General features: G+C 56.4%; 14 protein-coding genes. 4 read left to right on the top strand and 10 right to left on the bottom strand.

Features of this window, described 5'->3' with window-relative positions:
* Window positions 1-143: 143 nt before the first annotated feature.
* Entirely contained in the window at window positions 144-467 is a 324-nt protein-coding gene (locus NLX71_RS21655) for a GNAT family N-acetyltransferase (RefSeq protein WP_254365838.1), read from the top strand.
* A 113-nt stretch (window positions 468-580) separates the two neighbouring features.
* On the opposite strand, the gene groL is transcribed toward NLX71_RS21655, so the two are convergent.
* The 9 genes from groL to NLX71_RS21610 form a co-directional block, all read right to left on the bottom strand.
* Window positions 581-2218, bottom strand: a complete 1638-nt coding sequence (gene groL / locus NLX71_RS21650; RefSeq protein ID WP_090675294.1) for a chaperonin GroEL — start codon at window positions 2216-2218, stop codon at window positions 581-583.
* 99 nt (window positions 2219-2317) lie between these two features.
* A complete protein-coding gene (groES, locus tag NLX71_RS21645) occupies window positions 2318-2599 on the bottom strand; it encodes a co-chaperone GroES (RefSeq protein ID WP_254365837.1) in 282 nt (93 codons plus the stop codon).
* Between the two features lie 198 nt (window positions 2600-2797).
* Window positions 2798-3565, bottom strand: coding sequence for a twin-arginine translocase subunit TatC (gene tatC / locus NLX71_RS21640; protein WP_254365836.1), 768 nt, complete (start codon window positions 3563-3565; stop codon window positions 2798-2800).
* Between the two features lie 46 nt (window positions 3566-3611).
* A complete protein-coding gene (gene tatA / locus NLX71_RS21635) occupies window positions 3612-3875 on the bottom strand; it encodes a twin-arginine translocase TatA/TatE family subunit (protein WP_254365835.1) in 264 nt (87 codons plus the stop codon).
* Between the two features lie 42 nt (window positions 3876-3917).
* A complete protein-coding gene (locus tag NLX71_RS21630; protein WP_254365834.1) occupies window positions 3918-4922 on the bottom strand; it encodes a molybdopterin-binding protein in 1005 nt (334 codons plus the stop codon).
* The gene (mog, locus tag NLX71_RS21625; RefSeq protein ID WP_254365833.1) at window positions 4912-5412 is read right to left on the bottom strand and encodes a molybdopterin adenylyltransferase; all 501 of its coding nucleotides are present in this window, start codon (window positions 5410-5412) and stop codon (window positions 4912-4914) included. The genes NLX71_RS21630 and mog overlap by 11 nt, the downstream gene beginning before the upstream one ends.
* A gap of 33 nt (window positions 5413-5445) precedes the next feature.
* Window positions 5446-5940, bottom strand: a complete 495-nt coding sequence (moaC, locus tag NLX71_RS21620) for a cyclic pyranopterin monophosphate synthase MoaC (RefSeq protein ID WP_254365832.1) — start codon at window positions 5938-5940, stop codon at window positions 5446-5448.
* Window positions 5933-6568 carry a 5-formyltetrahydrofolate cyclo-ligase gene (locus NLX71_RS21615; RefSeq protein WP_254365831.1) on the bottom strand — a complete coding sequence of 212 codons (636 nt, stop codon included), beginning with the start codon at window positions 6566-6568 and terminating at the stop codon, window positions 5933-5935. The genes moaC and NLX71_RS21615 overlap by 8 nt, the downstream gene beginning before the upstream one ends.
* 250 nt (window positions 6569-6818) lie before the next feature.
* Window positions 6819-7391: a biotin transporter BioY gene (locus tag NLX71_RS21610; protein WP_254365830.1), complete on the bottom strand. Its 573-nt coding sequence runs from the start codon at window positions 7389-7391 to the stop codon at window positions 6819-6821.
* Between the two features lie 164 nt (window positions 7392-7555).
* Here NLX71_RS21610 and NLX71_RS21605 point away from each other — a divergent pair, with 164 nt between their 5' ends.
* The 3 genes from NLX71_RS21605 (at window position 7556) to NLX71_RS21595 (ending at window position 12191) form a co-directional block, all read left to right on the top strand.
* Window positions 7556-8347 (top strand): ATP-binding cassette domain-containing protein, encoded by a 792-nt coding sequence (locus NLX71_RS21605; RefSeq protein WP_254365829.1) that lies wholly within the window; start codon window positions 7556-7558, stop codon window positions 8345-8347.
* On the top strand, window positions 8338-10095 hold the full coding sequence (locus NLX71_RS21600; RefSeq protein WP_254365828.1) for an ATP-binding cassette domain-containing protein: 1758 nt from the start codon (window positions 8338-8340) through the stop codon (window positions 10093-10095). Before NLX71_RS21605 ends, NLX71_RS21600 begins: the two co-directional genes overlap by 10 nt.
* A 149-nt stretch (window positions 10096-10244) precedes the next feature.
* The gene (locus tag NLX71_RS21595; protein WP_254365827.1) at window positions 10245-12191 is read left to right on the top strand and encodes an ABC transporter ATP-binding protein; all 1947 of its coding nucleotides are present in this window, start codon (window positions 10245-10247) and stop codon (window positions 12189-12191) included.
* A 33-nt stretch (window positions 12192-12224) separates the two neighbouring features.
* Here NLX71_RS21595 and NLX71_RS21590 read toward each other — a convergent pair whose 3' ends face one another.
* Window positions 12225-14921, bottom strand: a complete 2697-nt coding sequence (locus NLX71_RS21590) for a hypothetical protein (RefSeq protein WP_254365826.1) — start codon at window positions 14919-14921, stop codon at window positions 12225-12227.
* Between the last annotated feature and the right edge of the window lie 170 nt (window positions 14922-15091).

The raw sequence follows: 15091 nt of genomic DNA, 5'->3' as shown, positions 1-15091 counted from the left end.
TTGAGCTTTGCTTTTTTGGCTTCTGCCATGATTTTGTTGAAGTAGTTCCACTATGATGAGTTTTCAGACACGCCCTAGTATATTTAAGAACATTATTGATTGTGCTATAACAAAATGAGACTAAAGTATATGGAAGTGAAGACTTGGATGACGCTTCTGTGGAGTTGGATCACTGGGCGGTGTTCGGTTCTTTTGAGCAAGACCGCCTAGTCAGCGCCGCCAGCATGTATCCCTGGGAGGATGATGTACAAATTGCGGATCTCGGCGTGTTGACTCTGACGCCCTTTAGAGGAAAAGGTCACGCCCGCAAACTGGTGCGTTCCATCTGCAAGTACGCCTATGATCAGGGATACGAACCCCAGTACCGATGCCAGCTCGATAACCAGGCGTCCGTGTCGCTGGCTAAAGCGGCGGGTTTGACGCTGTTTGGAAAGTGGGATGTGGTTTCTCCCGACTCTGCTGAATGAGAGTGCATAGATTTACTTCCTCGCCCTATAACTCACTTCCACGAGGAATAGAAAAAAGGCCTCTCAACAATTCAGCGAATTGATGAGAGACCTTCCTATTTAGGGTGATTTCCTTACATCATGCCACCCATGCCGCCCATTCCACCCATGCCGCCCATATCAGGCATGCCAGGTTTGTCTTTTTCCGGTTTGTCTGCGATAACGGCTTCGGTTGTCAGGAACATAGCGGCAACGGAAGCTGCGTTTTGCAGAGCGGAGCGAGTTACTTTCGCAGGGTCAACGATACCGGCTTCGATCATGTTCACCCATTCGCCGGTAGCGGCGTTGTAGCCGATGCCAACGGATTCTTTTTTCAGGCGCTCCACGATGACAGAACCTTCTTGACCTGCATTTGCTGCGATGGTGCGAATAGGCTCTTCCAGAGCGCGCAGAATGATGTTTACGCCCGTCTTCTCGTCACCTTCAGCCTGCACAGCTGCTACAGCTCCGTAGACGTTCACGAGGGCCGTACCGCCGCCTGCTACGATACCTTCTTCTACTGCTGCGCGAGTAGCATTCAGAGCGTCCTCGATGCGCAGTTTGCGCTCTTTCAGCTCGGTCTCGGTAGCTGCACCGACTTTTACGACAGCTACGCCGCCTGCTAATTTCGCAAGGCGCTCTTGCAGTTTTTCTTTATCGAAGTCGGAAGTGGTTTCTTCCAGTTGAGCACGGATTTGCGATACGCGCGTACCGATGTCTTTTTTGTCGCCTGCCCCGTCAATGATGATCGTGTTTTCTTTCGAAACACGCACTTGACGAGCGGAACCGAGTTGATCCGGAGTCGTGGATTTCAACTCAAGACCGAGCTCTTCGGTGATCACTTGGCCGCCAGTCAGGGCAGCGATGTCGCCGAGCATAGCTTTGCGGCGGTCGCCGAAGCCAGGAGCTTTAACCGCTACGCAAGTGAACGTGCCGCGCAGTCTGTTCACGACGAGCGTCGCCAAAGCTTCGCCTTCTACGTCTTCTGCGATGATCAGAAGCTGCTTGCCGGATTGAACGACTTTCTCCAGAACAGGCAGGATTTCTTGAATGTTGGTGATCTTCTTGTCCGTGATCAGGATGTACGGGTTATCCAAAACTGCTTCCATTTTGTCCGTGTCCGTGATCATGTACGGGGAGATGTAACCGCGGTCGAACTGCATGCCTTCAACCACTTCCAGCTCCGTCGCGAAGCCTTTGGACTCTTCTACGGTGATTACGCCGTCTTTGCCCACTTTTTCCATCGCTTCTGCGATCAGTTGGCCGACTTCGTCGTCAGCAGCGGAGATGGCCGCTACTTGAGCGATGGATTGTTTGCCCTCGACCGTTTTGGAAATTTTCGCAAGCTCTTCTACCGCTGCACGAACAGCTTTGTCAATGCCTTTGCGGATGACCATCGGGTTAGCGCCGGCCGTTACGTTTTTCAGACCTTCGCGGATGATCGCTTGAGCCAGAACCGTAGCCGTCGTCGTACCGTCACCGGCAACGTCGTTTGTTTTGGTCGCTACTTCTTTCACGAGCTGAGCGCCCATGTTCTCGAATGCATCTTCGAGTTCGATTTCTTTGGCGATCGTCACACCGTCATTGGTGATAAGCGGGCTGCCGAATTTTTTCTCCAGCACGACGTTGCGGCCTTTCGGTCCCAAGGTAACTTTTACGGCATTCGCAAGCGCGTCAACGCCGCGAAGCATTGCGCGGCGAGCGTCTTCACTGAACTTAATTTCTTTTGCCATGAATGAACCCTCCCGAGAATTAATCGTTTATTTTAAACGGTTCGAATATTTTCGTAAGTAAGTAACTAACACTTAAGTATCGAATTGAGGCGCTGGTTCTTAAGCCAGAACGGCCAGAACGTCGCTCTCACGCATAATCAGCAGCTCGCGGCCTTCGAATTTTACTTCAGTACCGGCGTACTTGGAGAAAATCACGCGGTCGCCTTCTTTCAGCTCAAGCGCAATGCGCTCGCCGTCTTTGAGTGTACCGCTGCCTACAGCTACGACTTTGCCTTCCTGCGGCTTCTCTTTCGCCGTGTCAGGCAGTACGATACCGCTTGCGGTCGTTTCCTCCTTAGCGATGGCTTCAATAACTACGCGATCACCCAACGGTTTGATCATGAGAAAATAGCCTCCTTTTAAAATTAGGGTAACGATGGTTTATCTTATTAGCACTCAAACGTCTTTAGTGCTAACAACAATTCTTATGATAACTATTTCCAAGCAATTTTGCAAGTGGTTTTACAACAATTTCACACCTCAATCATTGTCTCCAGACCTTTCCAAAATATACGACAAGCAGACAAACAAAAAAGCCTGTCATTCGACAGACTTTGCAGAAGCTTCCGCCTCCCACGCTTGATCCTGCAGCAACTGCTTTCGGTAGATGAACGCCGACAAGTAGACGCTGAACTCGTATAGAACAATCATCGGCACAGCGACGATAATGGCGGACACGGCATCCGGCGGCGTGATCATCGTGGAGATCACGACGAGCGCCAAATACGCGTAACGGCGCAGTTTGCGGAGAAGCAGCGGATTGAGCAAGCGGATTTTGGTCAAAAACATCACGACAATCGGCAGCTCGAAGACGAGCGCAATCGGGATCAAGATGTTGAACATGAATGAAAAGTATTGCGCGATCCCGAAGTTTTCGTTAAGTTGCATGCTCTGGCTAATCGCAGTAGTAAATAACAGCGCCATTTTAAACACGATAAAATAGCCGAACGCCAGACCGAGCAAAAACATAAGAAACGCAAAGGGGATGAACATTAAAGAAGCTTTTTGTTCTACTTCACGGAGTCCCGGTTTCAGAAAAGCCCATATCTGGTATAAAGCAAACGGTAGCGTGACCAAAAGACCGGCAACTAAAGCAAAGCTCATATACATTTTAATTGCATCCCATGGGGAAAACACATACCAGTTCATGTTCGCAATCGGAGAAACGCTTTTCAAATAATTAATTAACGGCTTGGCCACAAGAAGCCCGATTACCATGCCGACGATCAGGACCAGCAGAACCCAAATAATTCGTTTGCGCAGCTCCGCCAGATGCTCCACCAGCGTCATGCCTTCATCATGTTCCATATCGGTTCACCTTCCACACGATCAAAATGGGAGTACGAGGGCCTCCCTAATCCGGCAAACGACGCGAGTCTTGTTTCGTTTCCTGCTGTACGGCATGCGGCTGTGGCTGCTGCGCAGGCGTCGGGGGCGTAACGTCTTCCCGTGGCGACTGTGGCGCATCCGTCCCCATCAGATCGCGGGCGCCCTGCTTAAACTCGCGCAGCGTCTTGCCTAGTGCCCGGCCGAGCTCCGGCAGCTTGTTCGGGCCGAACAATAGTAAAGCAATGAGTCCGATAAGCAAAATTTCGCTGAATCCTATATTTCCGAGCATATCGAGTATCCTCCTTCAGTGGAAATATTGCCTGTTCATCAACTAACAGCCGTAAAGTCCGCCATAACCGAGCTCGGTAATGTCCGCCCGGGTAATCGTTTCTCCCGCGCAAATGCGCGGCAGCAGAACGTCAAACGACGTGTACGGGTCGTGCATGACGCAGCCGGGCAGCCCCATAATCGGAACGCCGTTCAGATAGCCCATCAATAGCATGGACCCGGGAAGCATCGGGGTGCCGTAGCTGACAACGGACGCTCCGGCACGCTTGATGGCGCCGGGCGTCCGATCGTCCGGGTCTACGGACATGCCGCCGGTAACGAGAATAAGATCCGCCCGGTCTTCCTCCAGGAAGCGGCGGATTTCCTGTGCGATCGTTTCGCTGTCGTCCGGCGCAAACCGTTGCTCGATCACTTCCGAGCCGAGCGCCGCGAGCTTGTTGCGTACGGCGGGACCGAATTTATCCTCAATCCGGCCCTTGAACACCTCGCTGCCGGTTGTGATCAGTCCTGCCCGCAGCGGACGGAACGGCTTAACCTCCACCATGGGCTGTCCCGCGGAAGCAGCGATGCGCTCAACGGCTGTAACGCGCTCTTCTTCTATAACAAGCGGAATGACGCGGGTTCCCATCAAGGAACGTCCGGGTTCCGCCACGGTATTCGTTTTCACGGTCGACATGATGACTTGGTCCAGCGAATTGACCTGATCGATCCGGTCCTTGTCGATCTTGACCAGACCGCGGATCGTGGACTTAAGCGTGACTTTGCCTTCGTGCGGCTCAGTCAACGTGACGCCCGCTCCGTGCGCAGCCTTCGCCATCCGCAAGGCCGCTTCGTCTTCGTGGAGATAGCCCTGCTTCAGACGAAGCGTGTAAATATGCTCCTTGCCGATGCTGAGCAGCGCCGGGATATCTTCCTCGCGAATCACGTGTCCTTTTTTAAACAAGCGGCCCTTGAACTTTCCGGGAATAATCTGGGTCAGGTCGTGCGCAAGCACCATGCCGACGGCTTGTTCTACAGGAACCTCTTCGAGCATCGAATCATGCTTCATCGCCGTGGTCTCCCTCGCGTCCGGTCAGAATGGCAAGCGCGTGAGGCAACTGATCGATAACGGCCGATAAATTTTCCGAAACCCCCTTGGGGCTGCCGGGCAAGTTCAAGATCAGCGTCTTGCCGCGAATCCCGGACACGGCCCGGGAGAGCATCGCGCGCGGCGTCTTTTGCAGCGAATACATGCGCATCGCTTCGGCAAAGCCCGGAGCGTGTCGATCGATGACGCTCAAGGTCGCTTCCGGCGTGACATCCCGCACGGCGAGACCTGTGCCTCCGGTTGTCAAAATGAGATTGGCCCGGAAATAATCCGTCATTTCGATCAACGCCGCCATAATTTCATCTTTTTCGTCAGGCACGACACGGTATTCGATAATTTCGCCGTTCATTTCTTCTTCAATCAATTCCCGAATGACCTGTGCACTCGTGTCTTCCCGCTCTCCGCGCGAACCGCGGTCGCTAGCGGTCAAGATAGCCACTTTCCAGCGCATACATCTGCTCCTCTCCCGGATCTCATTAAGTCTCTATGGGACTGCGTGAAAATCTCCGCTCTTGCCGCCGGTTTTGCTCAGCAGCAGCGTCGGTCCGATCTGCATCGTTTTCTCCGCAGCCTTGCACATATCGTAGACCGTCAGCGCCGCGGCAGATACGGCCGTGAGCGCCTCCATCTCCACACCGGTCTGTCCCTTCGTGCGGACAGTCGCTTCGATGGTTAATTGTCCCTCACTGTTATCGCTAAACCGGACATCGACGCCAGTTAACGCAATCGGATGGCACATCGGAATCCAATCCGACGTTTTTTTGGCCGCCATGACCGCGGCAACCTGCGCAACAGCCAGTACATCCCCTTTGCCGATGCCTCGCTGCCGGATCAGCTCCAGCGTAGCCGGAAGCATCGTAACGGTCGTGCGGGCCGTCGCCGTACGGACAGTTTCCTGCTTGTCCGAAATGTCCACCATGCGTGCGCGGCCTTGTTCGTTCAGATGGGTAAGTGGAGACGGCTTCCGCTCCTCAGTCATGGACATCCGCTCCCTTCTCCGTCAAAATGCGGGTTTCCGTCATCAGCTCGTCGATCCGGAAATCGAACAGTCCCATCGGGACTTCCGGGATCAACTGCTCCTCGTAAGCCGCTGCCAAAATATAAGGCTTCGGCAAGCCGGTACGGACATACTGCTGCATAAAACGGTCGTAGAAGCCGCCGCCGTAGCCAAGCCGGCCCATATTGGCATCGAACGCTAGTCCAGGAACCAGCGCGACATCTACCTGACGAATATCGAACAGCTGTTGCGTTTTAGCTATGGGTTCGCGGATTCCCCACGTTCCGCGCTCCAAGTCGGCATACGAACGCACCTCGAACAGCTTCATTTGCTTATAGGCGGGCACGACCTTCGGGACGACGACGCGCCAAGGACGGTTCCAGCAGGCTTCCATGACCGGGGTCACGTCCACTTCGGTTTTGACCGGCATATAGGTGAGCAGTGTTGGACGTCTTCTCATTGACGGCTCGGGACGAAGCAGCGCTTCTAACCGTTCGATCAGCTTGTCGCTGATAATCTCGGACTTACGCTTCCGCTCGTCCTCCGGGATGGCCGAACGAACCGCTTCGGCCTGGCGGCGAAGTTCGATTTTTTTCTCTTTAATATTCATGAAACGGCCTCATTTCATCGGGTCGATTCTGGATTAACAACATTCTAATGGGTACCATGCTCGATGGCAAACCCCTTTTGGGGCATTTTCTCCTAGTTTAACATAAATTGAAGCAAAATAACGAATTTCTACGATTTCACCCCAAAACTCGCTGCAAAATAAAAAAGCCTGCCCGAAGGCAGACGTGTATGTAAAGGGACGCTTCATCAATTTACGTGAAAACGAAAAATTCCCCGTCGTATCCTTCCTACTATTGGGGAATTCCTTGGCCTGTTAACCGTTCCGGCGGAAACACTTGACGCACGGAGGCGATAATCAGGGTGGCCGCGGCAACCTTGATCGCATCGCCGATCAAATACGGGTAGCACCCGGCAACCATGGCTTTGGAGAGCGACATGCCCGTTACATAAGCGAGCCATGGCACTCCGCTTACATACAGCAGCAGTGAGCCGAACAGCTCGAGAACAAGAAATGCAGCAGCGTATCCCCATAGGCCACGAATACGTATCCGCGGCAGCAGCCAGCCGATCAGGAGCGCGGAGATTGGCCACATCCACACATAGCCTCCAGTCGGTCCGAGCAGAACGCCCAATCCCCCTGTGCCCTGCAGCAACGGAAATCCGATGACCGTCAGCACCACAATAAGCGCCATGCTCAAAAAGCCGTACCGCGCGCCAAGCAATCCGCCTGCCAGCATAACGGCCAGCGTCTGCAGGGTGATAGGTACGGGCGTAAAACCGAGCGGAATGCTGATAAATCCAAAAAGTACGACGAGCGCAGCGAACAGCGCACTAAAAACAATGCCTCGAAGCGTGAGCTTCATATTGATGAATGCCTCCTTTTTTGGTATGGTTATGATGATAAAATTGTCAACCAATAACTATTTTTATAGGTTAACAATTGAGGATTATAGCACACGGTTTTTAAAAACGAAAGGATTTTTTACCTATGTCTTCTTCCTTCTTCATAGCATTGCACGAAGCATCCGTGAAGTACCCGACTGGCTCGGGCGTGCATCAAGCTTTATTCAACGTTACGCTGCTCATTGAGCCCGGGGAATGGGTAACCGTTGCAGGTCCGAACGGAAGCGGCAAAAGCACGCTGGCCAGCGTTCTGCTTGGTACGTGCCGGCTTACGTCGGGGCGGATGGTCCGGAAAGAGTGCCTGGACATCCGCGGCGTGCTGCAGCATCCGGAGGCTCAACATATTGGCGATACGCCGGCCGAAGAGTTCGCTTTTACGTTGAACGATCGGCATTTGAGCAGAGAGGAATTAAAGCAGATTCAAAAGCAAGCGCTGCTTCGGGTGGGGCTCGAATTGTCACCCGAAACGCCGCTGAACTCCTTGTCCGGAGGGCAAAAGCAGCTCGTTAACCTCGCCACGGCACTTACAACCGCTCCCGATGTGCTGGTGCTGGACGAGCCGACCGCCATGCTCGATCCGGCTGCGAGAGAAGTAGTGCTGCGGGTCGTCCGGCAAGCTCATCTTCAAGGAACGACCGTCGTATGGATTACGCATCGGCTGGAAGAAGCTGTCCAAGCAAGCCGCATTATCGCTTTTCAGAAAGGCGAGGTAGCGTTTGACGGAGCGCCGGAATCGTTCTTTTATGGCGACCTGGCTTCGGATTCGGATTCGAAGACGCCATGCGAGCGAATTGGACTTGACCCTCCCTTCGTCGTCCAGACGGCGCTGCATTTAAAGAAAAAGGGACATGGCCTGACGGCCCGCCCCTTAAGCTGCGATGATTTGGCGAAGGCGGTGAGCCGCTTATGCCTCTGACGCTGCACAACGTAAGCGCAGCGGCTCCGGACGACCCGAACCGACGCTTGTTAAGCGATGTCCAGCTTACATTCGAAGACGGAACGGTCACGCTGCTCGTCGGACATACCGGCTCCGGCAAGTCCACACTGCTTCACCTGCTGGCAGGCTTGCGGCCGCCCTCGTCAGGCGTCATTCGTCTGGATGACGAGCCGTTATGGCGCCGCAACCGGGTCACCCGGCCGCTTCTTCTTCAGCTCGGCTTGACGTTCCAGTTTCCGGAGCAGCAATTATTCGCGCAAAGCCTTCGGCAGGAGTTCGGCTATTCGCTCCTTCCGTATGGGCTTACAGCGATAGAAAAGGAACGCCGCATTCAATCCGCTTGCGAAGACCTCGGCCTCGGCGCCTCGTTCGACCCGGATCGTTCTCCGTTCGCGCTAAGCGGGGGCCAGCGGCGCAGGCTTGCTTTAGCCACGACAATCGCCGCTTCACCGGATTGGCTCCTGATGGATGAGCCTACCGCGGGTCTTGAATCGGCGGCTGCCAAAGAGCTGCTCCGGTACGTACAAGCCCGCCGGGCGGCCAAAGGCGGCATGATTATCGCGACGCATGATTTGGACTTGTTTCTTCCTCTGGCGGACCGCGTGATCGTGCTCGACCACGGTACGATCGCAGCCGATGGGACGCCCGCCGCTCTATGCGTCAATCCCGAACCATTCGTGCAGGCGGGAGTCGGACTCCCCAGCTGCGTCCTGCTTTCGCACGCGTTGGCAAGGAACGGCATTGCCGTGATGGACGAAGGCAAGCTTTCGCCCGAGGATTGGGCCGATCTGATAGCAGAGCGGCTGAAGGAACGACGCAGCGTTGCGGTAAAATCTGCGATGCACGCAGAACATCCGGACGGCAAACCGCAGATTGAATCCCAGTCCAATGAATCTGTGCTGCACGCGCCGCTTCCGCCGCAGAGTCAAGCGGCCGGCCTGTCCCAAGAAAGCGCACATCCGCCTGCCGCTGCCAAATCGCTCTGGTATCGGCTTGATCCGCGCACCAAATGGCTGCTGTATTTTCTCATTGTCATAGGCACGATGCTGCAAAGCAGCTGGCTCGGTCTTGCCTGCGCCGCATTGCCGATTGCCGCCGCCTATATCGGACTTTCCCGTTCCGCGCTGCTCGGTGCAGTCAAACTCCTAAAACCGTTAGCATGGTTCATGCTGATCTCCGTCGGCTTGGCCGGGTTGGAGTGGACGGCAAACAGCAGCTTTCCCTTCGTCGGGTTTTCCCTTGAGCGCTCCCTTGCTACCGGCTTGAACGTGTTCCGCCTGTTTCTGATCACGCTCGCAAGCTACTGGTTTGCGGCTGCAACGCCTTACGGACGTATGGTACAGGGCCTTGCCTGGGGGCTCGGATATGTGAAGCGGTTGGGGCTTCGAACGGATTCGTTTGCTTTGGCGGTATCGCTCATGTTCAAGTTTATCCCGATGATCGTGCGCGAATGGCAGCGGTTCTCGGATATCGTTCGGGCAAGAGGCAAAGCGGCCGTCCGGCCAGGAGCCGTACGGGGACGCGATATGCCGGCGCTGGTCGTCCCGCTCCTGCTGGCGCTATTCCACCGGGCGGAGGAAATAACCTCCGCTCTGGAGATGAAAAAAATCGGCCACCGAACCGCGCTCTTGAGCCATACCGATTCTCTCCGCCTGACCCGCGCCGACGGAATCGCCATCGTCTCGGGCCTCCTTCTTCTTGGCGGGCTTGCCGTCTTGCGCGGCTGACTTAACAAAAATCCCCCTTCGTCGCACGTGAAGCCGGAAGCTTAGCGTGCGCGGAGGGGGATTTCAGTTTCGTTCAAGCGGGCAAATATGCTAAACTGAGGGAGATTGTCGCCTTTTCAGGACTTTGATTTCAGGAGGCTTTATTCATTATGCTGCTTCAAGTTTCATCCATCACGAAAAGCTACGGCGTCAGCACCGTACTTTCCAATATAACGCTACAAATCGAGGAGCGGGAGCGCATCGGACTCGTCGGCGTCAACGGCGCAGGCAAATCGACACTGCTTCAAATCATCGCGGGCGAGCTGTCTTACGATTCGGGGAACATTTTTAAGGCCAAAGAGACGAAAATCGGCTATTTAAAACAAAACAGCGGATTAACGTCGGACCGATCCATCTGGAACGAACTAATGAGCGTATTCGACCGTTTGCTGGAAATGGAAGAAGAACTCCGGCGGCTGGAAACGCGCATGTCCGATCCGGACGTGCTGGCCGACGAGAAAAAAACCGAGGAAACGATGCGCCGCTATGCCGAGCTGTCGGATGCGTTCCGCGAGCGTGGCGGCTACGAGATCGAGGCTAGAATTCGCGGAATTTTGAGCGGGATGGGCTTCGGACATATGGACCCGGCTACCCCGGTGCAAACGTTGAGCGGAGGACAGAAGACGCGGCTTGCATTGGCCAAAATGCTGCTCGAAGCGCCGGACTTGCTGCTGTTGGACGAGCCGACGAACCATTTGGACATTCCGACGCTGACGTGGCTGGAGCAGTATTTGCGCTCCTATCCCGGAGCCATCCTGGTCGTCTCCCACGACCGCTATTTTCTCGATTCGCTTGTCGGCGCCATCTATGAGATCGAACGAACGGCGTCGCGACGGTACACCGGAAATTATTCGCGGTACATCGAGCTGAAAGCGGCGGATTACGAGGCGCAGCTCAAGCAATACGAAAAACAGCAGGAAGAAATTTCAAAATTGGAAGACTTCGTCCAGCGCAATATAGTCCGGGCTTCCACCACCAAACGGGCGCAAAGCCGCCGCAAAGCGCTGGAAAAAATGGAGCGGCTCGACAAGCCGCTTGGCGAGCTGAAGCGGGCCAGCTTCTCGTTCGAGGTCGAGGCGACTTCCGGCCGGGAAGTGCTCGACATCCGAGGACTGTCCATATCCTACGATCGGCAGCAACCGCTGGCGCAAGGCATTGCGTTCCAGTTGCGCCGAGGCGACACGGCCGCCTTGATTGGTCCGAACGGAATCGGCAAGTCGACCTTGCTGAAGACGCTGATCGGGCAGCATACGCAGGACCGCGGTGCCTTTGATTGGGGAACGAATGTCAAAATCGGCTACTACGATCAGGAGCAAACGGGTCTGAACCCGAACCAAACCGTGCTGGAAGAAGTATGGAACGCCTTTCCTCATCTGGAGGAAGCGCGAATCCGCACGTTGCTCGGCAACTTTTTGTTCAGCGGCGAGGATGTGTTCAAGAAGGTCGGCTCGCTTAGCGGCGGCGAGAAAGCCCGGGTCGCGCTTGCGAAGCTGATGCTGCAAAAAGCGAACGTGCTTATTCTTGACGAGCCTACGAACCATTTGGATTTGTACAGCAAGGAAGTGCTCGAATCGGCCCTGATGGAGTACGAAGGCACCCTGCTGTTCATTTCCCACGACCGTTATTTCTTGAACAAAATGGCCGAGAACATGCTGGAACTGGACAAGGACGGAGTCACCGTCTACCTTGGCAATTACGACGATTATGTGGAAAAGAAGCAGGAGCTGGCCGAGATGCAGCAGCAGCGGCTGGCGGAAGCGGCAAGCCGCGGACAAGCGGAAGGCAGCGCGGCAAAAACGGCTGAACCTGGAGCCGGCAGCGATTACGAAGCCGGAAAGCAGGCGAAGCGCGAAGAGCGCACCCGCTTGCGCAAGCTGGAGCAATTGGAGCAGCAGATTGCGCAGCTGGAGGAGGCCATCGGCGGCTTGGAGGCCGAGCTGACCGACCCGGACGTGTATAACAACTACGTGCTCGTGCAGGAGAAGAACGCAGCTTTGGAAGCGAAGCGCGAGCAGCTTGCGGAATGCTACGAGCAGTGGGAGCAGCTTGCGGAATAGTACAGTTTTCTTGGAGGGCGCCTGTCGTTGCGATCAGGCGCCCTCCAGTTTTAACAGCAGCAGCGGCACGCTGCTGTAGACGATCATTGCGGCGGCGGCGACTATGCCGGAATCGTTCAAGGCGAGCGCGGCCAGCGCGCCGATGACGTTGGCATAGCACCCGTGCATCAGATACGGGTAGCGCTGCTCCCACAGGCGCAGCCGCCCTAAGGGCCGCAGCACCAGAACGGCCATCACGGCCAAGGCCGTGAGCAGCACTTTGCTCCAAGCGGAGACGCGAATCAGGTGAACGTTCATCGCCAGCTTGCGGGCGATGATCGCGCCGATCACGTCATAGCGCCCGTGGCGCAGGTCATCGAAGGCGCGGCCGATATGGCTGCCAGGCCCGCTTCCGCCGGAGGCCAGGGCGTTGCTGGCCGTGGGCAATGCAGTAGCGGCCGCTGCGCTCGGGGCTGCGGTGGCGCTTGGCTCCCCGGCCGGGCCGGGGAGCCAAGCGGCGTTCAGCAGCCAGAGGCCCGCCAGCGCCGCGCCGAGCGGCAGCGCGACCGCCAGCGCGAGGCGGCGCAAGCGCAGGGCGCCGCCAGCGGCGAGCCGGGCCGCCAGCGCGCCGAAGGCGGCGGCGGCGGCGAGCGCGCCGCCAGCCTCGCTGCCGAGCGCAGGCGCTGCGAGGCAGCCCGCGACGGCAGCGCCGACGACGGCGGCGGGCGCTGCCTCGCGCCAGGCGCTGCCGCGGCCGTCAGCGTGGGCGCGCCCTTGGCCGCCGGCGCTGACCTCACGCGCAGCCGCGTCGGCGGGCTGGAGCGCTTCTTCCCCCGCCTCAGCGCCACTGCCCATAAGCGGCCGAGTCCGCATCCGCCTGACCTGCAGCCACGCGCTTAATCCAAGCAACGAAGCACCGAGCAATACGCCCATAAACTCGTTGCCGATTCCGTAATAACGCGCGCCGACGATCGGATCGTACCCAAGCACCGAACGCTTCATCGCTTCGGCGCCGGTGCAGCCGTCAAACAAGATCAGCGCGCCGATTGCGGCTCCGATCCATCCAAGCGTGCGAATAAGCTGTGGAATTTCCCGGGAGCCTGCCGCGGCAAGCGTTCCGAGCGCGAGAGGAGCGGCAAGCGCCACGCCCGCCAATAGCGGCTTGTCCATATGCGCCGCCCAGCCCAGCGCCAGCAGGACGCCAGGCGCAAGCAGCACCGAAAACAGCAAACCGCGCATCCATTTCCGCAAGCGTCCGGTCAGCTTCGCCCACCGTAGCGCGATAAGCCCCAGCAGCATCACGGCCACTTCGTACCCGGCAAGCCCGTATAATAACGTAGGTCGCAGCGCGTAGACGTTGGCCATCTGCCGCATATCGCTCAGCAGTGCAGCAAGCGGTGACATGCTATCGTGTCGTCCCGATTCGGCGCTCGCGATAGGCAAACCGATCATTCCCTCCGGCCGCAGCAGTCCGAATTCGCCCAGCAGCGACGGAGCCACATCGACTGCCGCAACCAGTCCGGGACGCCGCGTCGTAGCCGAAGACATCAGCATGCCTTCCGTTGCTGCCGAAGACCAGCGGATGACCGGGGTAAGCTGCCATTTTTCTTTCCATGCCTCCGAATGCACCTTCGGGCTGACCAGCCACAGCACATGACGTCTGCCGGACGATTCCATCTCGTCCGTAAGCTTCGACAACAGCCGATCCGTCCGCTCTAGCACCGCTCTTTTCCGTTCGACAAACCGGGCAGGCTCGTACCAAGCCTTCTCGGTGTACAGCCGGTACCAATCGCCAAGCTCCATCACCGCGAGCGCCCCACGATCCGTCCCATCCGCAAGCGGCCGCTTACGTCCGGTAACAAACGCTCTCCATTCCTCGATCAACCGTTCCGTGTCCGTCCTGACAGCCGAAGGCATGGCGCCGTCGGCGATGAGAGTGCCCCGGCCCACATCCCCTGCCGCTACCGTTCCCTGACCGTCCATGATCATAAGCGGAGCAGGCCGCTTGAAGCGATCCGTTCCTCCTCCCGGCTCATCGAGATTGCCCCACACCCCCAAGCGGACGCCATGACGTTTCAACGTTTCTCCGAGCAAGCCCGGCCGGGCCAAGAAACTCCCTTCCGCGTTGTTCCGTTTGAGCGAAGGGTAAGCCGGAACAAGCACCGAGACGCTTGAAGCGGCAGCCTCCTCTCCATCGGCAGCAAATCTCCGTATGAGCGCTAAGGCGGACTGCCCATCCCGCCGCTCTGTACGGTTCCACCCTTCGCCTCCTTTGCCGTCCGCCGGCGTTCCCGCCCCCCAAGTCGCGTATACCGACTCGAGTCCTTTATAGGGGACGCGAACATTCATTGCTGCTATTCGTCCCGTTGTCGCCAGTTTCCGCAAGCCCGGAAGACGGTCCAACCACTCCGCCTGCAGCTCCATAAACGATAACCCAGGTATGGAAACAACCGTAACGATCGGATAATTTTCGGAATTGGGGATAACTTCCGATTTTTCCTTTGGAATGGGGGTAACCTGATGATGGGAAATCGAATTTATCCCCAATCCATAAACCGGGGAGGGTTTAAAGAATCCGTTCATCCACAGAAACGACACGGCCACGATACAAACGATCCCTTTGGCATACAACCTGGAGGCTTTTCGAAGAATCGTTCCACTGTGCATGATGTACCGCCTTTCCTTGCCAATCGTTTCTGGGAATTCATCGTATGCAGCGTATCGCACGTACAGCAGCTTCGAATTTTGCATGCTCCGCCGAATCCCTCACAAAGAGCTCTTTTCCGTACTTTGCCCAATTCGTTCCGCTTTATCCAGCTTATCCCCTGTACCGGAGCTATTCACTCTATCCACAACATTATCCCCATAAAAAGGTGTCAGTTTCTCTAGAAAAAACGGGGTTTTTCAAGGAATCCACAAAC

Origin of the sequence: Paenibacillus sp. MZ04-78.2 (assembly GCF_024213375.1) — a bacterium.
GTDB lineage: Bacteria > Bacillota > Bacilli > Paenibacillales > NBRC-103111 > Paenibacillus_G.
Note: the sequence above shows the minus strand (reverse complement) of the source record. Positions and strands in the feature narration are given on the sequence as shown.